Genomic DNA, 23556 nt, shown 5'->3' on the forward strand with positions numbered 1-23556 from the left:
TCACAATCATTAAAGTGAATCCATATTAACCTTAGTACAGATGTATATAACGAATGCAGATAAACTTTTAATGAAGTTTTCGAGGGGGCTACATCATGAGAAAACAGATACTGATTCAACATGATCAGGAATCTTTCTTTTACAATCTTCGCTTTATGTTAATTGTGTGCGTACTTGCGGGAAATGCACTGGAACCACTCATTACTCGCTTTGCCGGAGCAGAGGCATTGTTTCTGTGGATTTATACGTTTCATATGCCACTGTTCGTTTGGGTGACCGGATATTTTGCCAAACCTTCTATCCAGGGTGCCTCGGGGCGCAACGTGCTGAAACAGATTGCACTACAATATCTTCTGTTCCAAACGTTATATGCATTGATGGATGCGACCGTGTTTCATACACCACATATGCGCTTATCCTTCTTTGCACCGTACCTGTTGCTATGGTTCCTTGCCAGCCATTTCTGCTGGAGGTTACTTGTCCGTCTCACTATCTCTTGGAAACCTGTATATCGGTTGATTGCTTCAATCGCACTGGGAGTCATTGCCGGTTACTTGCCTGTCGACGGTTTTTGGCTCAGTTGCAGCCGCACCTTTGTATTTCTTCCATTCTTCGTAATTGGATATGACTATGGTTCAGCCATCCGTGCGCGCCTGCTCCCAGGCTGGGGCCGTAGAGTAGCCGGAATCCTATCTGTTGCTCTGCTGGTCTATATTGCATATGGCGGTTTAAACATTCCACAAGGATGGCTGTTTGGAAGCAAAACTTATGCAGAACTGGGGCATCAGGAGTGGTATGCTGGAATTTTCCGGCTTGGCGTGTACCTGCTGGAGATCATCTCCGCTACGCTTTTCCTTGCCTGGGTTCCGAACTTGACCTCCAAACTGACAGACCTGGGGCGTCGTACTTTGTACGTCTTCCTTTTACACGGATTTCTTGTACGGCTTGCGATCTGGTCAGGGATCTACAGTTATATGGGTAGCGCACTCTTCATCCCGGTTATCCTTGGTATTGCTGTGCTCTTCTCGGTTACTCTGGCTCACCCTCTTGTACGGCATACCTTTAAAGTACTCATTGAGCCGGACATCTCCCGGATTTCAATTCATCGACATGGTGTTTTCAAACGTTCTGCTTGAGATTTAACTCACTCCTATTATCCAAGCGTTTCCATTTAAGTTGTTTCATGCTGGAAAAACTGTGGTAATTCAGCATACACGATGCAAAAAACAACTTATCAGGGTAAGGAGTGATTTGTAATGGCACAAGGGCAGACATCTGAACGCAAGATGAGCAGAGAAGAAGCCGGACGGTTAGGCGGGAAAGCTACATCAAGAAATCATGACCGGAGCTTCTACCAGACGATTGGTAAAAAAGGTGGCGAAGCTACTTCCGACGCTCATGATGCAGATTTCTACAAGGAAATCGGACGTAAGGGCGGCGAAGCGACTTCCGAAAACCATAGCAAGGAATTTTATCGCGAAATCGGTCGCAAAGGCGGAAGTAGTTAACGGAGCTTATAAAAGACGTATACCATTCAAAGCGAACCTCGCTTTAACTTAATTCAGAAGCCAAACTCCATGTTAATGGAATGTGGCTTCTTTTCTATATGTCTATTGATTGTAGAAATATGACGATGGTTGTGATAGACTCTATAGAAAAACCGGGTGTTCACGGGTTTAAAGCAGCAAAGAAATTCACAAACTACGGGGAGCCAGACACCAGCCCACGGGTTTAATTTTTAGAGTGCGGATGAAATTAAACGACAGATGTACTGCCATTTATTTTTCCATTCATGTTGCTCAATATTATATATTTGGGGGGAATACACCATGTCAGCCAATAAAATGCGTTCCGATATGATCAAAAAGGGGTTTGACCGCGCACCACACCGCAGTTTGCTCCGTGCAGCGGGCGTAAAAGAAGAGGATTTCGGCAAGCCGTTTATTGCGGTATGTAACTCGTACATCGATATCGTACCTGGTCATGTTCACTTGCAGGAGTTTGGTAAAATTGTTAAAGATGCCATTCGTGAAGCCGGCGGCGTTCCGTTTGAATTCAACACCATCGGGGTTGATGACGGGATTGCGATGGGACACATCGGTATGCGTTACTCCTTGCCAAGCCGTGACATCATTGCGGATTCCGTAGAAACGGTTGTATCTGCTCACTGGTTCGACGGCATGGTTTGTATCCCGAACTGTGACAAAATTACACCAGGTATGATGATGGGCGCACTCCGCTGCAACATCCCTACCGTATTCGTAAGCGGTGGACCGATGAAAGCAGGCCGTGACAGCAACGGTAAAGCTCTTTCCCTCACTTCCGTATTCGAAGGCGTAGGTGCTTTCCAGGCGGGTAAAATCGACGACAAGAGCTTGCTTGAGCTTGAGCAGTTCGGTTGTCCAACTTGCGGATCATGCTCCGGTATGTTCACCGCGAACTCCATGAACTGTCTTGCAGAAGCGATGGGACTGGCTATGCCGGGTAACGGAACCATTCTGGCTGTTGCTCCAGAACGTCGTGAGTTTGTTAAACAATCGGCGAAACAATTGATGGAACTGATCAAACTGGATCTGAAACCACGCGATATCGTAACTGTAGAAGCCATCGACAATGCGTTTGCTCTGGATATGGCGATGGGCGGTTCTACCAATACTGTACTGCATACACTGGCTCTGGCTCACGAAGCTGGCATTGAATATCCGATCGAACGTATTAATGAAGTTGCTAACCGCGTTCCGCATCTGGCGAAACTTGCACCAGCTTCTGACCTGCACATCGAAGATGTTCACAATGCAGGCGGCGTAAGTGCGGTTCTGAATGAATTGCTCAAGAAACCGGGCGCAATCCACGCGGACTGTATTACGGTTACAGGTAAAACCATCCGTGAAAACGTGGAAGGCCAGGAAATCAAAGATACAAACGTAATCCACAAGCTTGATAACCCGCACTCCGAAAAAGGCGGACTGGCTGTATTGTTCGGAAACCTTGCACCACAGGGTGCAATCATCAAAGTTGGTGCGGTTGATGCTTCGGTTGGTGGATACCACAAAGGCCCTGCGATCTGTTTCGACTCTCAGGAAGAAGCACTTGAAGGAATCGCTAACGGGAAAGTTAAAGAAGGACATGTCGTGGTTATTCGTTATGAAGGACCAAAAGGCGGACCAGGTATGCCTGAAATGCTTGCGCCAACTTCCCAGATCGTAGGTATGGGACTAGGTGCCAAAGTCGGTCTGATCACGGATGGACGATTCTCCGGCGCATCCCGCGGAATCAGTATCGGCCATATCTCTCCAGAAGCAGCGGAAGGCGGCCCAATTGCCTTTGTTGAAGAAGGAGATATCATTGAACTCGACCTGAACAACCGTACGATTGAGTTGCAAATTAGCGAAGAGGAATTCGAAGCTCGTCGTGCGAACTGGAAAGGTTTTGAACCAAAAGTCAAAACCGGCTTGTTGGCTCGCTACTCCAAACTTGTAACCAATGCAAGCAACGGTGGCGTTCTGAAAATCTAGGTTCTAGATTCTAGGTTCGGCTGCCAATCATGCCATCTTACAACATGGATTTAAGCATATAAACAACGAAAAAGGATGCGTTCTGCCACACTGGCAGAGCACATCCTTTTTTTGCATCGAAAGTTCGTACAAACGATATTCTCAGAAAAATTGCGCTATTCAAATGAATAATTAAATTCGTATATAAATCCGTTACAACATCACCAGCAGATTCAGTTCTCATCCATGAAATCAATTCTGTTCCGTTAAAACCTCATTTTCTATAACAAAGGAATCGTCTTCTGCTTGTTTAGTTACACCTGAAGCGACCGTATGATGTTGCTGTCCATAACGTTTCAACAGTTCTTCAACAGGCATCACAATCATTTTAGGCACCAATTGATCTGTCCGCTGTTTCAAGCGCTTTTGCCCTGCCGGATGAATAACGCTAAGCAACATCCTCAGATATAACTTGGAGGCCAAGCTGAACGGGCCTGGTGCCAGCCCTTGCACAGTGAATCCAAATTTCTCAGGACCACGGTTAATCATGCTCACGCCATAAAGTGCCTTTGCCGAACGTAATTCAGGATCGGCTGCAACAATCTGTGCCAGGTCTGGCAGTTGTTGTTCCATCGTACGGATCATACGAATCGCTAGATGCATCGTTGAACGGGATGTAACACCAAGTTCGAATAATGTTTGATTGTCAAAATGTAGCTCTATAATCGGATCTCCATTCTGCATCACATAACCATGTTCCATCTCAACTCGTGCACCGTGGTACACACGGGAACGAAAATGGAGCATCGGATCTTTAGATGACGCGGCTCGCAGATGGTATGCCCAATGAAACAGCTTTTCCCATCCTAACCACAAAGCAACCACGGTACGTTTCCACAGCTTCAGCTTCAAGCGGGGTTCCACTTCTTGCCGTGCAACCACTGACGACAATTCGGTTATTGAGCTACCATTCATCAACGTGTCCACACGAACACTTTCCAAACCACGTCTCTCGGCCTCCTGCAATAAGGCCTCCAGCGCCTCAAGCATCTGCTCTGGCGCGTGTGCATCTGCTCCTAAGGTTGTGCCGCGATCATGGAGCAACATAACCTCTCCGCCCTTTAATTTGTTCAACATACGTTTTTTCAATTGCTCCGTACCTACGCTACATTTCCAGTCCTCAAACATGGCGGACCACAAAATGATCTTGCGATCTTTTTTACTAAAAAAATCAAACAAGTTCATAATGCCCCATGGCGGACGATAATAACAGGTTTTCTCACCCGTAATCTCTTGAATAATCTGACCTGTTCGATCGATCTGATCCCGAACCGTTCGTGGACGCATCAGCCAGTTTGTTTTGTGAATATAATTATGAATTCCGATTAAGTGTCCTTCCTCATGCATACGTCTGATTAACTCCGGATGACTTGCCGCATGTTCTCCCACGACAAAAAAAGTTGCCTTCACATTGTACTTGCGTAACAGTTCAAGCAACCGGGGTGTATACAAAGGGTCAGGCCCATCATCAAATGTGAGGGCATAGTGTGTCTCACTTTTCCCCCTTCTGAACACACGAAATCCGAACAGTCTGCTGATCAAACTTGGAATAAAAGCATAAAAAGAGGACAGATACAATAACCACAGTAAAATACTCTGAAGCATCGTTGTCATGATGTCGATTCCCCACTTCTCCTGCTAATTTACGGCCATACGGCACTTTCTAAAATAAACCACCTTTAATTTTATCATAGTTAGTTCTTTTATTAAATGCTGTTTCCTCAAATCCCCACTATCATGTACAATGAATACAATCTAATTTCTGCCTGTAAAGGAGTCTATGCCCATGTTGCCGCTTTATAAAAAGTACGGGCGCACCGTGTTTGATATCGCTCTGCTCGTGTTAACCGTGTATGTGATCATGTTTGCTTTTAGTAAATTGTATCATATCGCTGCACCCGTTTTTCTTTCATTTATTGTCTTTTGGATGATTGAGCCATTAGCCAAATTCCTCCACCGAAAAGGATTGCCCAAAACAGCCGGAACTGCCATATCAGTGTTATTGTTTCTCGGGCTCATTGTAGCTGCCTTTTTCGGTCTAGGCTTTTTTATCATTTCACAAATTTCCGATCTTCAGCTCAATTTCCCGGTGTATGTTGAGATGATCCAGCGTGAGTTCACGAATCTGGTCTTGCTCATTCAGGACAAGTCCAATGCCCTTCCTGACGGAATATTGGATAAATTAAACGAATATTTCGCTACACTGTCCGGGATACTATCCCGGTGGGTCACTAGTGGAGCACAGTTCATCATCGGCTTTCTCAGCTCATTCTCTACCTTCATTACAAACTTTGGGATCGCGATCATTCTCGCATTTTTCCTCAGCATTGAGATTGAATCCTGGCGTAAGTTTGCTCGTGCCAAAACGCCTAAAACACTGAAAACGGCGAATCAATTTATGCGCACTCACGTGTTCAAAACGATCCGTTCTTATATGAAGGCACAATTGATCATGATGCTTATTACTTTTGTATTGATATATGCGGGGTTGCTGATTCTGGGAACCTCCAATGCCTTTACAATCGCAGCGATCTGTGCCATTTTTGATCTGGTACCGTTACTCGGAGTCCCAGTGATATTTATTCCGTGGATTGTTTATTTGTTTATCGTGGGCAATACTACGCTTGCCATTGGCTTGATTGTAGTTTTGGCTGTGACCATGCTGACGAGACAACTGCTTGAACCGAAAATTTCAGGGAATTCCATCGGTGTTTCCTCTGCTTATTTGATGCTTTCGTTTATGTTAATTTCCCTGTCGGTCTTCGGACTTGCAGGTGTCGTGTTATCTCCTGTGCTTCTGATCTTGTTAAAAGAACTTCTACAGCAAGGTTATCTGCAAAAATGGATTCATCTGCCCACTGACGAATTCGAATCGTCACCATTAGTAGTTGATTCTCCTGCCCCTGATGTTTCAGAGAGAACAGAACATCGGTAGATGACATGCTCGTGATCTTTTCCTGTGAACCAATCACGAGCACTCTGCCAGATAGTCCATAACTTTGCGAAACAGAGCTGTAGCCTGATGTGAGGCTTCTGAAGAGACATTCTGTACCAACACAGCAACCGCGTATCTCGGCTTCTCTACGGGCCCATATCCTATAAACCATTGATTGTTTTTGGCTTTCCCATTTTGTTGTACCTGAGCTGTCCCTGACTTCCCTGCAACATGCCATCTCGCATGTTGCAGGGATTTTCCTGTTCCCTCTCGTACTACGGTATTCATCCAGCTTAACAGCAGATGAGCTGTGGTCGGAGAAACCTGTCCTTCTGCTGAAGGAGATGCATGTAAAGGCATGTCCAGCATCGTACCTCCATCCGCGTAACGGATTCGTTGCACAAGCCGGGGGGCATTTACCTTTCCATCATGCAACAATGTCACGATCAGGTTTGCTGCTTGTAGCGGAGTCACCAGAACATCCCGCTGTCCAATGGCTGTCTGAATTTTGGCTCCTTCGTCTGCAGACTTCACGGCTTCTGTCCGAATACGCCCCGGTTCTTCATGATCAAAATGTTTTAATATCGGCATCCCCGCGATATGTTGTGCCTGCCAGCCGACAGAACGTGCAAGCCCCAGACGATTAGCGGTTTGTTCCAATTGCTCCATGTGCAGTCTACGTGCAGTCTCAGCAAACACAATGTTACATGACTCCGCGAATCCCTTTTCCAAATTCAATTCACCATGTCCATGCTCTTTCCAGCAGGATAGTCCATATTTTCCATAATCCCCTTCGCAGTGGAACTTCTCACCACGAGAAACAACCTGATTTTCCAGAGCTGCTGCAGCCGTTACGATTTTAAAAATAGAGCCTGGTACAGCCGCTTGTATCGCTCTATTCCCCCAGGAGGAGTGCTGTGGATTGACATGCTGCGGTTGATAAAAGGGACGTGATACCATTGCGCGTACATCTGCATTTGCAGTATCAAGAACCACTATAGCGCCTTCCTGTAACCCGGAGGCTTCTGTTAATTCTTCGATGCCTTGCTGTATACGTGCATCAACAGTGGTCTCCACCACTAATGGATAGTGCGAATTCGTAGGTGCGATCACGCGCGGTCCCATCTCAGGAATGACCTGCCCATTCCCTGTTACCATACGAGTTATTAACGTAGGTCCCACACCTCTTAGCAACGGTTCCAGCGTCCTTTCCAGTCCAGCTGCTCCCGATTTCATGGCAAAAGGCTGTTTTACTTCATCTTGATGTCTGTGAAATCTCCCATGATCTTTGGGCTGTTCGTTCAAATAGCCCAGCCACTGGCTTCCACTGGCCTTCGGGAAATACCTCGTCATAACAGGATACACATCAGCTCCTTGGAGGTGCAGGTCCCGTACATTTACAACTTGAGCATCCGTTAATAAAATAGGCTCTGAGCCGCCTCCGCCTCCAGTCCAAAGATGTGGCGTTCTCGCTTTATGCCATTCCCTATTTAGCTGATTCACATCTGTATGAAGGAAGGAGGCAAGTTGTTTGAGCTTAAGATCATGCTTAACTTTCCCATTGGATGGATAAAGCACAAGCCCCCATTGCAACTTTCCTGTTAATGGACGCCCGTGGACATCCGTAAACTGCCCACGGCCAGAATCCAGCATCACACCCTGTTCACGTTGCAGCACCGACATCTCCCGCACGGTTCGCTGAAACCCTGGCATGATTCGGTTCACTTGAACCATTTGAATCCAGCCCAGTCTCAGTACCAACACTGCGAAGAGAATAGTAAGTCCGGCGCTTATTATGGCTATACGACGTTTCCACACCAGTTGCAACTGCACACCTGTTCCACCCTCACCTTTTTCGTGTATTATGCGCTGCCCTGTCTGGAATTATCCGGAAAACAAAAGAAAACCTGCCTCGAAAAGGCAGGTTCGTTTGTAATTTGTAGCATGTTGTGTCTGCTGATTACACCGTAAAACGTGAGAGTGTTTCTTTCAGTTCAGTTGATACATTCTCCAGCTTGCCAGAGAGGCTGACGAGTTGATTACTGATGTTTTGCTGTTCACTGCTCAAGGAAGCTACTTCCTCTGAAGTTGCCGAGGACTCTTCAGCAACAGCGCTGACATTGCTCATCGCTTCAGACAACGTTGCTTGAGATTTGCTCAACTCTCCAATGGAGCCTGTAACCATACCCAGACGTTGCACGAAGGCACCCATCTGCTCCTGTACAGAAGCAAAGATCACATTCGTATCTTTTACAGCATCCATCTGTTCCTTAAACAAAGGATATGCATCGGACAGAGCTTTTACCGTTTCGTTCATCTCTGACATGATTTTGTCGGTAATCTCCCCAACCATATCAATGGACTGTCTGGACTGTGCAGCGAGTTGACGCACTTCATCCGCTACGACCATAAAGCCACGGCCAGCTGCACCAGCACGCGCTGCTTCAATCGTTGCATTCAGAGACAAAATGTTGGTCTGCTTCGTAATATTTTGCATAACATCGAGCACCTTTAATACAGAGGATGTGCTCTCTTTTAACGAATCAACTTTGTTAACCAACGCTCCAATCATTTCTTCGGTCTTCTGCGTTTTGGTCATCAACTGATTCAGATGCTGTGTTCCTGTTTGACTGGATTTCTCCACATGACGGGCAGAACTGCCCATCTCTTCATTGGCTGCAATCACACTTTCCATCTGACGGGAGATATTATCCGTCAACTCATTGCCTCGTTCCGCTTCCGTTGCCAGGCTACCTGCACCGCCAGCAATTTCTTCAGTAGCTACAGCAATCTCGGAAGCAGATACAGCTGTTTTCTTCGAAGCATTGCTCAGTTCAGTAGCTGTATCCAATACTTCCTGTGCAGAACGATTGGTCTGCTCGACCAGCTTCGTGATTTGTTCCATCATCGTATTAAATGCAGCGGATAGTTGCCCAATCTCATCTTGGGAACTATACGGGGTGCGTACTTTCAGATTTCCTTTTGCACCCTCCTGCATCAGATCCTTCAATCCGCTGAGCGGACGAGCAATCATACGAACCATCCATACACCGATTACCACAGCAAGAGCTGCAAATGCAAGCGCCATCCACAAGGTCATCGTCAAAATGCCTTTTGCATCCTTAACCAGCATTGAAGTGGGAACCATACCGACCAGCTTCCACGCAGATGAATCGAGCGTACTGTATACGGACAGCATATTCGTCGATTTTCCATCGATATCATATTCGGTATTCATACTTCCTGCAGGCTCTTTCAAATCTTTCACAAAGGCAAGATCCGTCTCTTTTCCTGCACGCCCCGCGACGGACGAAGCAACGACTTTGTTATCCGGAGCAATCAATTGAATGACCGAGCCTGCCCCCAGATCCAGTGATTTAAGTTGCTCCTCCAGCACTTCCAACTTCAACTCAATAATCAGTACGTAAGACTGTGTTGTACCTTGCAGGTTCTTCATCGAACGTGCAATTTGGAAAGTCTGAGTCGTACCATCATTCTTCTCTTTTGTTGGGAGCCAGCGGTAACCTCCCTGTGCTACGAGGTCTTTATACCATGATTCCTGACGAATGCTTCCCATCGTTGAACTGCTGTTCCCAGTTCCCATAACGGATTTAGATTCATCTGTTGGCACCAAATAAATCGCTTCCATGGATTTGTTTGTAAAAGCTACATTGGATAACTGTTTATTAATTGAACTCGAATTGACGAATGTATCATAGGCCGTCAGATTCGGATCTGACATTTTCTGAAGCAAAGACTGCATCTCTGGATCAAAGAAGATCTGTGTGGACGTATCCACAAAACGCTCCAAAATGATATCCAGCTTCTGCTTGGTTTGATCAATCGTCTCCTGATTGGCTCTGGATGCATTAGCCTCGATCGTATTTTTAGCCTTGGAATAGGATAATAGACCCAAACTAATAACAACAATCATAATGGCTGCAAAAAAGATTAAGAATAGTTTAACCCCTACAGATTTGACCGGATTCACTTTTCTAATCTGTTTGAATGAATTGCCTCCAAGCCCTTTCCAATCACGATTCTTCAGTTGTTTCTTCAACCAATCCACTTTGATCCAATCAAATCGGATCTTACTACGATCAAATTTAAAAGTTTTCTTATGTATCCCTTCTTTTTTGATTTTGACCGGTTTAACTTTCTTTACATTCTGTGTCTTATCAGGCTTAGCCTGCTCGGGTTGTGTGCTGTGTTCCCCACTGTCTTTATCCTTCTTTTGTACCATCCCAATCACCTGCCAGTAATTTTCTTGTTAGATTTTTCAATCTCTCCCCTATAAATATGTAGTATTCGACAGCTTTCCTGCTTTCCCTCCAATCCCTCAGAAATATATTACAACTTTTTTCCTATTTTTCTATAAAAAAAAGACCCCCATATACCGATATACGGAGGTCCATTCCTGTAATTTATAACACAAATTTGCGATTCGTTAACATTATTTTGTTTCAAACTAGGAATATAAGCCTACTTCTTTTTCCGCATCATATCAAAATAAGAAACTGGCTGATCTACTTTCATTTTCACCAGTTGCAACGGATGTCTGGCAGCATCCAGAACATTGCCTTGTTCATCCTGAATTTCTCCTACCACTTGTTTGAAAAAAGTACCATTGGGGCCGAAGAACTCGATTTCATTTCCCGGCTTAAAGTGATTCCGCTGCTGAATGGTCGCCATGCCTGTTTCTTCATCATAACCCATAACCAGACCAGCAAAGTCGTAAGGCACTGCTTTCTCTTCCGGCTCATAGATATGATCTTCATGATCAGGGGTGTCGTAGAAGAAACCGGTATTCAGCGGACGGTTCGCCGCTTTATTCATTTCTTCCACCCACTCCGGTTTCAGCACATAATTTTCAGGATCAGCCATGTATGAATCAATCGCCTGACGGTATACGTTGACGACAGTCGCTACGTAGTGGATCGATTTCATCCGTCCTTCGATTTTGAAGCTGTCCACACCGACATCAATCAATTCCGGGATATGACCGATCATGCACAGATCTTTGGAGCCCATGGAGAAGGAATTATCCTGTTCCTGGAACAGAGGCAACTGATTATCTCCCAGTTTAAATGGTGCAGGAGCCTTCATCTGCATCTCCTCTTCGCTTACCCAAACCGTATCTTCTCTGACATCCTCGAACAGATCATATTTCCAGCGGCAAGACTGACAGCAGCCCCCACGGTTGGAGTCTCGGTCTGTAAAGTGGTTAGACAATACACAACGGCCCGAATAGGAAGAACACATCGCTCCGTGAATGAAGGCTTCAATCTCGATATCCACATTTGCCTTGATCTCTTCAATCTCTTCAAAGCTTGTCTCACGCCCAAGCACAACCCGCGGCAGACCCTCGTCCTTCCAAAACTTCACGGCTTGCCAGTTCAATGTAGACTGCTGTGTACTCAGGTGAACTTCCAGACCCGGTACAGCACGCAAAGCTACTTCAATGATGGCCGGATCGGCAACAATAACTGCAGAAATACCTGCATCATACAGGTTCTGCAAATATGCTTCAATGCCAGCCACATCTTCGTTATGGGCATAGATATTTGTGGCTACGAACACTTTGGCTCCATACTTTTTCGCAAATTCTACACCTTCACGCATTTCTTCAAAACTGAAGTTATCGGCGTTCGAGCGCAGCCCATAAGCCTGTCCGCCAATATATACGGCGTCAGCCCCATAGTGAATCGCAAATTTTAATTTTTCCAGATTTCCCGCCGGAGCCAAGAGCTCCGGTTTATCCAGACGGTTACGTTTACCGGAAAACTTCCGTTTGACCGCCACTGTTTCCATCTTGTTCACCTCGTCTATTAATACACTTGTTCTTTATAGAAAAATCCAAATGACAATTCCCGCTCAGGGTCTTGCAGCTCACGGACCTCACGTAACCATTCTTCGTCGTATGCATAAGCCTCTGCGTCTGCCTCATAAAGATCTATCGCTTTACGGTAAGCACGAACAACCGCTTCATTGTAAGCAAGAGATTTCAAAATCCCCTCTACCTTGAAACTGTGCACACCTGCTTCCATCATCAGATGAAGATCTTCCAGAATGCAGATGTCCTCTGAACTCATAATATGCGTTCCATTGATGTCCTCATAGATCGGAAACTTCTCATCCCGTCGCTCGGCTTCAATCAGGAACAATCCGCGTTCCTTGCCGAGATGCCCTTCCACTGGACGTCCTTGATGAGCCATGTAACTCTGAACCAGGCTGCGCTTGGAGTGATAAATATTGGTCATGCCATGAACCTGCACCTGCGCCTCCACTTTTAAAAATGGAACCATCTCCGTGATTTCGTCCATGTTCAACTCACGGGCAAGGACAACGCGGCTGGCCCCCTTGGTTCCCCAGTAATTGGCCGTTGCATAGTTTGTAGACGTCATCTCTGCGTTCCAATGCAAATGAATATGCTGTGCATGTTCCTTGATCGCAGCCAGTACAGATGGATCATTGAACTCGACCGCGTGCACGCCAATTCGGCCTAACGCTTGCACATAGTCAGGCAATTCTTTTAATAATTCATTCGACATCAGGTTGTTCATAGAAACAATAACCCGAGCTTCGTGTTTGGTAGCCATAGCCACCACTTCTGCAGTTTCTTCCAGGCTAAAGTTACCTGGCAGACGCATGCCAAAGCGATCATCTCCAATTAATAAAGCGTCAGCTCCGGCTTGAAGCAATGCTCTTGCTTCTGTTACATTTGCTGCTGTCACGAGCAGTTCATGTTTAGTACTCATCTAATCCCCTCCGCTTATTGCGCAGCCTTACTTTTGGCTATATTTTGCTGATGTTCCTTGTATGTCTTGGCAAACAGATGCCCTGAAGTTCCATCCTTTTTCGTCACATAAAACAAATATTCCGAAGCTTCCGGATTCAACGCTGCCTTGATGGAAGCAAGACTCGGACTGGCAATCGGGCCAGGTGGTAGACCCTTGTTTAAGTAAGTATTGTACGGACTCTGTACCTTCAGGTCTTTGAAAAACAGTCGCTCCTTCGGTCTATCGAGCAAATACTGCACAGTTGCATCAATTTCCAACTTCATATCCTTATTAATCCGATTGTAGATTACACCTGCAACCAGAGCACGTTCCTTATCCACCACAACTTCCTTCTCCACAAGTGACGCAATCGTCAGCAATTCATGCAAGGAGAGTTTCTTTTCCTGAAGCTTCGCTTCCAGATCCGGTATGGAATTGATTTTAGTCTCGAATTCTTCCAGCATTCTCTGCATAACATCGTGGGTGGAACTTCCCTTTTTCAACTCGTACGTTTCCGGGAAAAGATAACCTTCCAATGCGTAGCGAAGTTCTTCATCCACAGGAATTCCCTTGATGATATCCACATCAAAGGCCGAGGGATCGTTGGCCAGCTTGATGAATTCATCCCGATCAACAACATGTTCGTAAGCGAGCTTACCTGCCGTCTGCAAGACGGTATACCCTTCCGGGATCGTAAACTTCACCATTTCTTCGGGTACAACCTCGCCGCTACTCAGTTTATGAATAATCTCATCGTATGTTACACCTGGATTCATGGCGTATTTTCCAGCCATAAAATTACTACCCAGCTTATTCCACTTTAAATAACCTTTGAAAACGAGACTGTTTCGAATCAATCCTTCTTGCTGCAGTTGGTCCGCAATTTTGGAAATGCCCGATCCGCTCTTGATTTCAAATACAACAGGCTCGGAAGAAGCTTGTACCGGACGCATCATGCTCCATACATACCCACCAGCTCCTCCGGCCAGAATTAATAGTATTAGAAGCAGAATACCTATGACTTTGCCTTTCAACAGAGACACAACTCCTTTACACAACCAAAAAGAGCGGACTTCTCCGCCCTTCCGGTTTTTTCAATTTGAAGCTGATTAATCTTCGTCAATCGGGAGTGTACATTCATCATATAGCTCTGAAATGCTCTCCCACTCATCGTCATCATCAATCGTAACTAACTCCGGCATGATCTGGTCTTCGCTGCCCGGAACAACCCGTAGCAGTTCAACCTCGTCATACGGACGCAATGAACTGCGGAGCACCGCGTATTGCTGCCCATGTACCTCAAACTCAGCGAGCAGTTCATACGGATGTGATTTACCGTTCTCTTCCTCGAGCTCCACATGAGCACCGAATGCCAGACGCAGCGAATCTGTCCATTTCAGGTCCTTGCGATTATATTCCGTCATTTAGTTCGCTTCCTCTTCATCTTCAGCAAGAAATGTATTAAAGGTCTCCTCGACGATATCCCACTCGGCATCATCTTGGATCACAAAAAGTTTGATATCATCGCCGTCTTCTTCATAACGGAATGCATACACATCCGTCTCGCCATCTTCAGGTTCAACCGGAGCAACCATCATATACTTGGCCTCCGAACCGTCCACTTCGAATTTCATGATGACTTCGAATTCCTCTTCGTTACCCTCATCATCTGCAATGTAAATGATCTCAGCTTCTTCTTCCATACCCAGTTGATCTTCAGCCATTGTTGATCCCCCTCACCTTGTACTATTGGCATCCAAATAATTTTGCAAAATCAGGCTAGCGGCCATTTTATCCACGACCTGTTTGCGTTTTTTGCGACTGACATCCGCTTCAATCAGCGTACGTTCTGCTGCCATCGTTGTCAGCCGTTCATCCCAAAGGTGAACAGGTAAATTCAGTTCGCCACGCAGACGTTCGGCAAAAGCAATACATATTTCACCGCGCGGTCCTACGGTGCCGTTCATGTTTTTGGGAAGTCCAACCACGATTTCACTGATCTCGTGCTCACGCACCAACTCAGCAATCCGTGTGAACTCACCTTCATCCCGGCGGCGTTCAAGCACTTCCAATCCCTGGGCAGTCCAACCGAAGGCGTCACTGACAGCAACTCCGATTCTGCGGTCCCCATAGTCCAAACCTAATTTTTTCATCATGCTCTCCCATCCTGAGCCTGTTCAGAACGATATGCATTCGTCTGTGCAGACTTCAGTCTGTCTTCTGTCGGTTCATTATCCGTTTGCCTACAAGGCTGCAGACAAACGGAAGTGGCGTATATTACCGGTGATTGGCCAGGTAAGAACGAACAAGCTCTTCAATCAGCTCGTCGCGCTCCTTTTTCCGGACCAGACTGCGTGCGTTGTTGTGACGCGGAATATACGCGGGGTCGCCGGATATCAGATATCCAACGATCTGGTTAATGGGATTATACTCTTTATCGACCAGCGCGTCATATACCGTGAGAAGAATCTCTTGTGAAGATGCCTCCTGTTCGTCACCTTTCACATTAAATTTAACCGTCTTATCCATGGAGTCCATTGATGACACCTCGCTCCTGCATGAACATGGGGACCATGTCCTGCCGAATTGATTTCTGTTTATATAATAACATATTCTGACTGCCACAAGTACACAAAGGATAAGGCAATTGTGTTTTTTGCTTGTCCTTTACTGGCTGACGATGGAAATCGCCAATTTCAATGCTTCATCCAGCTTACTTGCGTCCTTGCCTCCGGCCTGAGCCATATCCGGACGTCCACCGCCGCCGCCGCCGCATACTGCAGCAACTTCCTTCACAATCTTACCGGCATGCAGACCTTGTTTAACCTGCTCAGCAGGTACTGCGACTACAAAATTCACTTTGCCATCCGCCGGCGCACCGAGTACAAGAACAGCATCTGGCAGTTTTACTTTCAGCTCATCCGCGACGGTACGAAGTGCATCCATATTCGGTGCATCTACACGAGCGGCCAGCAATTGGGTATTACCTGCTTGTACCACTTGATCCGTCAACTGGCCTGCTTCCATCGCGCTGAGTTTGCTTTGCAGCGATTCAGTCTCTCTCGCAGCTTCTTTCAGTTGTTGATTCAGACCTTCAATCCGCTTTGGCACATCCGCTACATTCGCCTTAAGAAGGTTTGCGGACTGTTTGAGCAGTTCCAACTGGCTTTCCACATACAAATATGCACCACGGCCTGTCACAGCTTCAATCCGGCGTACACCGGAGCCGATTCCACTTTCGCTGACCAGTTTGAAAATTCCAATCTCTGAAGTATTATTTACGTGACAGCCGCCACAAAGTTCCAAACTGTAATCTCCAATTTGCACGACGCGAACAATATCTCCATATTTTTCGCCGAAAAGAGCCATTGCTCCCATTTCCTTCGCTTCATCGATGCCTTTCAGCTCAATGTTTACGTTCAGACGATTCCAGATCTGTTCATTCACTTGACGTTCAATTTCAGTCAACTCTTCCGGTGTAATACTGCCGAAGTGAGAGAAGTCAAAACGTAGACGCTGTGGTTCCACCAAGGAGCCAGCCTGATTAACATGCGTGCCGAGCACATCTTTTAATGCTTTGTGGAGCAAGTGTGTTGCCGTATGGTTTTTAATGATATCGCCGCGTTTGGTTGCATCCACTTCTGCTTGAATAACATCACCCACACGAAGCTCACCGGACTCAATCGTCACCACATGCACATGCTGCCCTTGCGGAGCTTTGAACAGACCTTGAACCTTTGCTACAGCACTTCCACTGCGAAGCAGGCCTTGGTCACTGACTTGACCGCCACTTTCTGCATAAAATGGAGTTTGATCCAGAATAACCTGAGCAGTCTGTCCTTCTCCTACAGAGTCTGCAAGAACATCTCCGGTAACAATAGCTACCACTTTTGCTTCCGTCAAAAGGTCAGTATATCCAACAAACTCGCTTTTAACCTCCAGGTCAGCCAGCGGTCCACCTTGAATCTTCATGCTTTCGTTCTCTTGACGCCCTGCACGCGCACGATCACGTTGCTCCTGCATGGATGCATCGAAGCCCTCACGATCTACGGTCAGACCATGTTCAGACGCATAATCCTCAGTCAGGTCAAACGGGAATCCGTACGTATCGTATAGTTTGAATGCTTCTGGTCCGCTAATCACTGTACGTCCTTCGGCTTTGGCTGCAGCACTGATATCTGCCAGAATGGAAAGTCCGTCTGACAACGTTTCGTGGAAACGTTCTTCCTCGGTTTTGATCACTTTGGCAATAAATTCTTGCTTCTCTACCACTTCAGGATAGTACATGCCCATCACTTCACCAACAGTCGTTGTCAGCTCATACAAGAACGGACGATCCAGGCCCAATACTTTACCGTAACGAACAGCACGACGCAGCAAACGGCGAATGACATATCCGCGGCCTTCATTGCTTGGCAATACGCCATCACCTACAGCAAATGCCACGGTACGGATATGATCGGCAATGACTTTGAGCGCAACATCAATCTCAACGCTATCATTATATTTAACGCCTGCCAGTGCAGCCGTTTTCTGAATCATCGGTTGGAACAGATCGGTGTCAAAGTTGGAATCTACATTTTGCAGAATGGAAGCAAAACGCTCCAGACCCGCACCTGTATCAATATTTTTGTTCGGTAGCGGTGTATAGCTACCGTCTTTGTTATGGTTAAATTGCGAGAATACAAGGTTCCACACTTCCAGATAACGCTCGTTCTCTCCACCTGGGTACATTTCAGGATCGTTCATATCGTTACCGTAAGCTTCCCCACGGTCATAGAAGATTTCAGTACAAGGTCCACATGGGCCTTCGCCGATATCCCAGAAGTTTTCGTCTAACTTGATGATGCGTTCAGCTGGCAATCCGATTTTTTCATTCCACAGCTTGAAGGCTTCTTCATCTTCCGGGTATACGGTAACAGACAAACGTTCCGGATCGAATCCGATCCACTCTTTGCTCGTTAAGAACTCCCAAGCCCAAGTCACTGTTTCTTCCTTGAAGTAATCACCGATGGAGAAGTTACCGAGCATTTCAAAGAACGTATGGTGACGACGCGTTTTGCCGACATTCTCGATATCGTTGGTACGGATACATTTTTGTGAGTTTGCAAGACGTGGGTTCTCCGGCTTCTCCCGTCCGTCAAAGTAAGGTTTCAGCGGTGCCATACCTGCGTTAATCCACAACAGGGAAGGATCGTTGTGTGGTACAAGCGACGCGCTTGGTTCAATTTTGTGACCTTTACTTGCAAAAAACTGGATCCATTTGGATCGGATTTCACTGGCTTTCATACTTGTTGCCCCCATCAAATTATAAGTTCCGCAGCGAGATCGCCCCGGTTGGTTAACATGAATTTTTAATAACACATCTGTAAAAATAAACACAAAAAACGCCCCTGAATGATCAGGGACGATGTTATCGCGGTACCACCCTGGTTATTGTTCTTCTTCCCTTATTGAAAGGATTCAACTCCCGTCATTGAAAAGGGTTCATCTCCCGTCATTGGAAGGATAAAACGAACAATCGCCTCGTTCATGCGAGTAACGGTCGCGCCCGGCAGGGTTGTCCTGCACTCCGAAATCAGCTTTCTGCCGCTTCAACTTTCAAGACTCTCCCAGCCAGCGAACTCAGAATAGGTCTGAATTCGAAGAAGTCTATTCTCTGAGGAAAGGAACCCTCGGCATACTTCATTTCATCATCGATTTTAATTTAGTAAACATACACCCTCATTATATCGATAGAGTTACCCAGTGTCAACGCGCCTTCTGAGGCGATTCCAGATGATTTCCTGTCTCACTCGGCCATTTGATCACTCGGTTCTCCGCTTGATGTAATAGGCGAAGAAGTGTTGCACGATAACCTTCAACACGGCAAAGACCGGTACTGCCAAAATCAGACCGACGATCCCCGCCAATTCTCCACCGACCAGAAGCGCAAAGATAATGGAGAGTGGATGCAAGTGTAGCGTTCGTCCAACCACCTGCGGGGAAACTACATTGCTCTCTAGCACTTGGCAGAGTGTGTTCACCGCGATGACCAGTAGTACCATTTTGAAAGAAACCGTTGAAGCCATCACCACTGCAGGTGCCGCCCCCAGAAAAGGACCCAGATACGGCACGATGTTGAATACCGCCACAATACTTGCCAGAAGCAGAGCATAAGGCATATCGATCACGATATATCCGATATAGGCAAAGATGCCCACAATCACACAGACGATAAATTGTCCCCGGATATAATTGCCGAGTGCGGTGTCGATCTCTTTCATCACGGAAACAATGGCTTTACGGCGAGAACGAGGCAGATAAGCCACTACTGTGCGTTCAAATACATCAAAATCTTTTAACATATAAAAAATCAGAAACGGCACAATAAATACGTTAAACAGCACATTAATCGTCGCTCCGATATTGTCCATTAGCACGGTGATTCCTTGCGTAAGTCGGTCTTCCATCTGAAAAAACCAACTGTTCATGCCTGTGCGTATGCTTGGCGGCATTAATTTGTGATCCATATTGTTCATCAGGTTTTGCGCCCGCATGGACAATTCCGGCATATGTTCATTTAACTCTTCCAGCTGTTCAATCAGCACAGGGATGACATTCATTAAGATGACTCCAATGCAGGTCAGAAAAAAAGCATAGATTAACAGAACCGCAATGGAACGCGGAACTTTGCGTCCACCAAGCATGCTCACAATCGGATTAAGCACATAAGATATGATCAGTGCAACGATGAATGGGGCCAGTACCGTTTTCAAAAATCCATAGATATGTAATAATAACGGCCGTAACAGCCAGATAAAATATAGAATGATTAATCCGAGCAAGAGCCAGATCGCGTAACGAAACATTTTATTTTTGGTTAGTTGCTCCACTTCGATTCTCCCCTTTGGACTGCCTCTACAGTTCAGTATATGGACTGGCTCTGAAAGTCAGTATATGTAGGAGAGGGAATTTTTATTAACTCCGTGCAGATGTGGTAAATGAGAAGAGGAAGGGAATAAGAATATGTTCTGTGTTCATCATTGCATAACAAAAAAAACGCTCTCCTCTAAAAAAGAGGAAAGCGAATTTTATGAATCATTGCCTCATATAATCAACCATATGCTTCCTGACCACTATGTAACTACATCTATATCCATCTGTCGCCAGATTGCGACATCATTAAATGACATGTATTGTCATGAAACCGCATATAGAGGAAGTTAAACCGCGTATTAAGAAGAAGCGTGAATATGTGGGAAGTCTTGTGGCAACTCTTCTCCGAAGAACAAATCATCCAGAGAGCTTAAAGTGCCGTCCTCTTCCACCTGATACACAGACATTTTCTCACCGTTTACCGTTAACTCAATAAAGCATCCCCAGCAATAAAACTGATGGGAGCCAATTTTTCCGATATCTTTCGAACTACAATTTGGACATTTCATATTCATTCACCTATCCATTAACAGAATGAATGGCATTTTCCAAGCGCTGTTCACTCAGTGGCGGTACCATAATGGCACTTTCTCCGATTGACATATCACTTGTACATGGCAGCCATTTACGGCCCTCGATCAGATCGGACACAAAACCGTCCGTAATTTCAATCCCTATTATTGTATTTCCCAACTCTTGGTCAAAATAAACATCAGAGACACGTCCAAGCAGCAAACCTTCTTCGGTGAGCACGGACATCTCCTTCAATTTAGAACGACCAAGGAGGTATGTGTATTTTATGTCGTCGGCCCCCGTCTTGCGGACAGCCTGTTGATTACGGATCATGACGGCATCTTCGCCATAGGCAACGATATCTTCCCATTGCACCATTTTGACATGATTGGTAAACAGGCCCTTATTCTCAAGTTCAATGCCTTCAATCTCCCAATCATCATTCACAATGAAATCCTGGATTTTACCGACCTGCTTCCCGTCCTCAACATCAAAAACGGCAAGTCCGATCATTTCCTGAAGCTTCATCGCTGGGTCCCCCTCATCTTCTTCACATTGTATAGGCGCGGCGCTATTGCTAGGTATGCCCAAAGTTGATGAGTGGCAATCAGACGCCGATCATCAAACCGCTACTATTCAACCGATGAAAATGGAACTCCTTCCCTCCTTCTGTTCCATGTGTAAAGAACCCCTTAAGGTTTATTACGTAGCCGTTGAAGAATGGTTCCAATTTTTTCGGCGGTTGTGATGATTTCTTTTGTAGTATTACCCAAACCCCAGCTAAATCGAATCGCAGACTGTAAAAATGCTTCTGGCAAGTTCATTGCTTTGAGTACGTGGGATACTTCCAGGGAACCAGAAGTACAAGCTGAACCACTTGCTACAGCGATGCCCTCCATATCCAGATTCATCAGCATCGTTTCAGTAGATACCTCGGGGAAGCTGATATTGAGAATATTGGGAAGCATATAATCATGATGTCCGTTGACATGAAAATGTTCTGTCCCTACATGAATGGCAAGCTGATCAAGCAATGTTTTTTTTAATTCCAGTGCATGCTGCAGGTGCTCCTCTGCATTCTCTGTAATGATCTTTAACGCCTCTGCAAAACCTGCAATCCCCGCAATGTTCTCTGTACCTGCACGACGTTGTCGTTCCTGTAAGCCACCATGTGATCTGGCTTCCAATGTTACACCACGTCTAACATACAGCGCACCCACACCCTGCGGTCCGTTAATCTTGTGCGCAGAGAAGCTAATCAGATCTACAGGCAAGTCTCTACAGGAAATCGGCTGGCTGCCCAGTGCTTGAACCGCATCTGTATGAAATAAAATATCATGCTGACGCGCGAGTTCACCAACCTCACGAATCGGCTGAATCGTGCCTACTTCGTTGTTGGCATACATCATTGTGATCAGCACGGTGTCAGGTCTGATGGCTTCACGCAGTTCCTCCAGCTTGATGCGCCCAGACTCGTCCACAGACAGATAGGTCACATCGTATCCCTGCCGCTCAAGTTCTTGACATGAGTGCAGTACAGCATGATGTTCAATCTCCGTCGTAATCACATGTTTGCCTTGATCTGCTCTGGCAGCAACCGTCCCAAAAATCGCCAGATTGTCGCTCTCTGTCCCGCCACCTGTAAATACAAGCTCGTCCGGTTTACATCCCAAAGATGCCGCGATACTGTCTCTCGCTCCACTGACCGTGCGTTTGGCTTCACGTCCAAAGGCATGAATGCTGGATGGATTACCATATTGCCCTGTCATCACATTCATCATCGCTTCTGCGACGCGTGGATGCATAGGTGTCGATGCGGCGTGATCTAAATATATACGATTCATCGATATCACCCCGTTAGTTATTGGATTTCGTTTTTATGATCTTAACACTGGTACAGGCAGGCTTTGATCTCTGTTGGCATGGCTAAAGCCCCCATTATGGGGGCTTCTATGTTATCTTCTAGATGATCAACTTCATTTCTTAATTTCTTCCTAAATGTAGCGCATCTTTAGATTTAATTGCCGCTATTCTTTCGTGAGCGCATATTATATTCTACCACTTTTTTTCAACTAAAGTAACCTATTTTCATTCATGAATGTTATGAGTCACACGCAGAATTGGTGATGATCCTATACGTTCTATGTGTCTTGTTAATATTGAAATACGGAAGGAAATTGTTGGACAATTCCACTTGTCATCATATCAGCCATCCCCAAAGCCTGTGGCTCAATAGAATCACTTAATTCAACATTCCTTACGTAATCTTTCGCAATTCGACTGCCGACCTCTTCCGTAAGAAGACGTAAATGCTCATACATCATCCTTTGCCATTCCACTTTTGACCAATATGGATTAATTTGCGCCAAAAAAGTAGCAATTTCATCAGCATTGGCATACCAACGTTTCTGGGCATCTGCTGCTGCTGTACTATTGCCTGACTTCAAGTCAGTAACAAGTTCTGCGGCAATCGTTAAATGTTCTCTAAGCAGTTTTTCAAATTGACCGGCAATAGCAGTCCCATAGATCGGTGCAAGCACCTGAGCAAAATCACTTGGATTTCTTAACAGTCTTGCGGTTGTAGGTTGGACGTCACCAAGTCCATCAACGATACTATTCACGGTTAATCTCGTCCAGAACACATGCTGTTCCCATAGTGATCTGAGTTTCCTGTTCAAATCTACGCTAGCTGTTGTGCACTGCAAGGAATCCGTTTTCCGAAAAGTTGGATAATAATAGGTCGGAACATAATTAAACATCATCCGTCAACTCCTTTTTACAACAATATATAGGGAACAGCCTACATTGGTGCAACCCAATCAGATGTTGATCAAAATCGGGAATCGGAACAAAAAAA

Annotated in this window: 19 protein-coding genes and 1 pseudogene; 4 read left to right on the forward strand and 16 right to left on the reverse strand. The window is 45.8% G+C overall.

Going from position 1 to position 23556, the window contains the following annotated elements; genetic code table 11:
- The first annotated feature begins 95 nt into the window (after positions 1-95).
- The 3 genes and pseudogenes from MHI38_RS09530 (at position 96) to ilvD (ending at position 3515) form a co-directional block, all read left to right on the forward strand.
- Positions 96-1136 carry a fucose 4-O-acetylase gene (locus MHI38_RS09530; RefSeq protein ID WP_154887544.1) on the forward strand — a complete coding sequence of 347 codons (1041 nt, stop codon included), beginning with the start codon at positions 96-98 and terminating at the stop codon, positions 1134-1136.
- 120 nt (positions 1137-1256) lie between these two features.
- Positions 1257-1505, forward strand: a pseudogene (locus tag MHI38_RS09535) (KGG domain-containing protein); the annotation flags it as partial.
- A 324-nt stretch (positions 1506-1829) separates the two neighbouring features.
- Entirely contained in the window at positions 1830-3515 is a 1686-nt protein-coding gene (gene ilvD, locus MHI38_RS09540; RefSeq protein ID WP_154887542.1) for a dihydroxy-acid dehydratase, read from the forward strand.
- Between the two features lie 231 nt (positions 3516-3746).
- Here the strand turns inward: ilvD and MHI38_RS09545 are convergent, their stop codons facing one another.
- Positions 3747-5168 (reverse strand): polysaccharide deacetylase family protein, encoded by a 1422-nt coding sequence (locus tag MHI38_RS09545; protein WP_308723459.1) that lies wholly within the window; start codon positions 5166-5168, stop codon positions 3747-3749.
- 172 nt (positions 5169-5340) lie between these two features.
- On the opposite strand from MHI38_RS09545, the gene MHI38_RS09550 reads away from it, so the two are divergent.
- Positions 5341-6489 carry an AI-2E family transporter gene (locus MHI38_RS09550; RefSeq protein ID WP_308723458.1) on the forward strand — a complete coding sequence of 383 codons (1149 nt, stop codon included), beginning with the start codon at positions 5341-5343 and terminating at the stop codon, positions 6487-6489.
- 33 nt (positions 6490-6522) lie between these two features.
- Here the strand turns inward: MHI38_RS09550 and MHI38_RS09555 are convergent, their stop codons facing one another.
- From MHI38_RS09555 to MHI38_RS09625, 15 genes are all read right to left on the reverse strand, one after another.
- Positions 6523-8322 (reverse strand): peptidoglycan D,D-transpeptidase FtsI family protein, encoded by a 1800-nt coding sequence (locus MHI38_RS09555; protein ID WP_308723457.1) that lies wholly within the window; start codon positions 8320-8322, stop codon positions 6523-6525.
- 127 nt (positions 8323-8449) lie between these two features.
- On the reverse strand, positions 8450-10732 hold the full coding sequence (locus MHI38_RS09560; RefSeq protein ID WP_341181212.1) for a methyl-accepting chemotaxis protein: 2283 nt from the start codon (positions 10730-10732) through the stop codon (positions 8450-8452).
- A gap of 239 nt (positions 10733-10971) precedes the next feature.
- Positions 10972-12300: a peptidase U32 family protein gene (locus MHI38_RS09565; protein WP_253491792.1), complete on the reverse strand. Its 1329-nt coding sequence runs from the start codon at positions 12298-12300 to the stop codon at positions 10972-10974.
- A 17-nt stretch (positions 12301-12317) separates the two neighbouring features.
- Positions 12318-13247, reverse strand: a complete 930-nt coding sequence (locus MHI38_RS09570; RefSeq protein ID WP_341181213.1) for a peptidase U32 family protein — start codon at positions 13245-13247, stop codon at positions 12318-12320.
- Between the two features lie 14 nt (positions 13248-13261).
- Complete coding sequence (gene mltG / locus MHI38_RS09575; protein WP_260510720.1) at positions 13262-14302, reverse strand: endolytic transglycosylase MltG; 1041 nt, start codon at positions 14300-14302, stop codon at positions 13262-13264.
- Positions 14303-14377: 75 nt separating this feature from the next.
- On the reverse strand, positions 14378-14692 hold the full coding sequence (locus MHI38_RS09580; protein ID WP_090915530.1) for a DUF1292 domain-containing protein: 315 nt from the start codon (positions 14690-14692) through the stop codon (positions 14378-14380).
- Positions 14693-14992, reverse strand: a complete 300-nt coding sequence (locus MHI38_RS09585) for a DUF1292 domain-containing protein (protein WP_090915532.1) — start codon at positions 14990-14992, stop codon at positions 14693-14695.
- Between the two features lie 12 nt (positions 14993-15004).
- Positions 15005-15421 (reverse strand): Holliday junction resolvase RuvX, encoded by a 417-nt coding sequence (gene ruvX / locus MHI38_RS09590; RefSeq protein WP_186809628.1) that lies wholly within the window; start codon positions 15419-15421, stop codon positions 15005-15007.
- Positions 15422-15545: 124 nt separating this feature from the next.
- A complete protein-coding gene (locus MHI38_RS09595) occupies positions 15546-15806 on the reverse strand; it encodes an IreB family regulatory phosphoprotein (protein WP_090915537.1) in 261 nt (86 codons plus the stop codon).
- Between the two features lie 129 nt (positions 15807-15935).
- Complete coding sequence (alaS, locus tag MHI38_RS09600; RefSeq protein ID WP_154887527.1) at positions 15936-18557, reverse strand: alanine--tRNA ligase; 2622 nt, start codon at positions 18555-18557, stop codon at positions 15936-15938.
- Between the two features lie 518 nt (positions 18558-19075).
- Positions 19076-20143: an AI-2E family transporter gene (locus tag MHI38_RS09605; protein WP_090915541.1), complete on the reverse strand. Its 1068-nt coding sequence runs from the start codon at positions 20141-20143 to the stop codon at positions 19076-19078.
- A gap of 342 nt (positions 20144-20485) precedes the next feature.
- The gene (locus MHI38_RS09610; RefSeq protein ID WP_090915543.1) at positions 20486-20695 is read right to left on the reverse strand and encodes a hypothetical protein; all 210 of its coding nucleotides are present in this window, start codon (positions 20693-20695) and stop codon (positions 20486-20488) included.
- A 10-nt stretch (positions 20696-20705) separates the two neighbouring features.
- Positions 20706-21227 (reverse strand): PRC-barrel domain-containing protein, encoded by a 522-nt coding sequence (locus tag MHI38_RS09615; RefSeq protein WP_090915545.1) that lies wholly within the window; start codon positions 21225-21227, stop codon positions 20706-20708.
- A 164-nt stretch (positions 21228-21391) separates the two neighbouring features.
- Positions 21392-22543 carry a cysteine desulfurase family protein gene (locus tag MHI38_RS09620; RefSeq protein WP_341181214.1) on the reverse strand — a complete coding sequence of 384 codons (1152 nt, stop codon included), beginning with the start codon at positions 22541-22543 and terminating at the stop codon, positions 21392-21394.
- Between the two features lie 309 nt (positions 22544-22852).
- Positions 22853-23458, reverse strand: coding sequence for an acetylglutamate kinase (locus tag MHI38_RS09625; protein ID WP_221787362.1), 606 nt, complete (start codon positions 23456-23458; stop codon positions 22853-22855).
- Between the last annotated feature and the right edge of the window lie 98 nt (positions 23459-23556).

Source organism: Paenibacillus sp. FSL K6-1558 (assembly GCF_038002565.1).
Taxonomy (GTDB): Bacteria; Bacillota; Bacilli; order Paenibacillales; family Paenibacillaceae; genus Paenibacillus; species Paenibacillus polysaccharolyticus.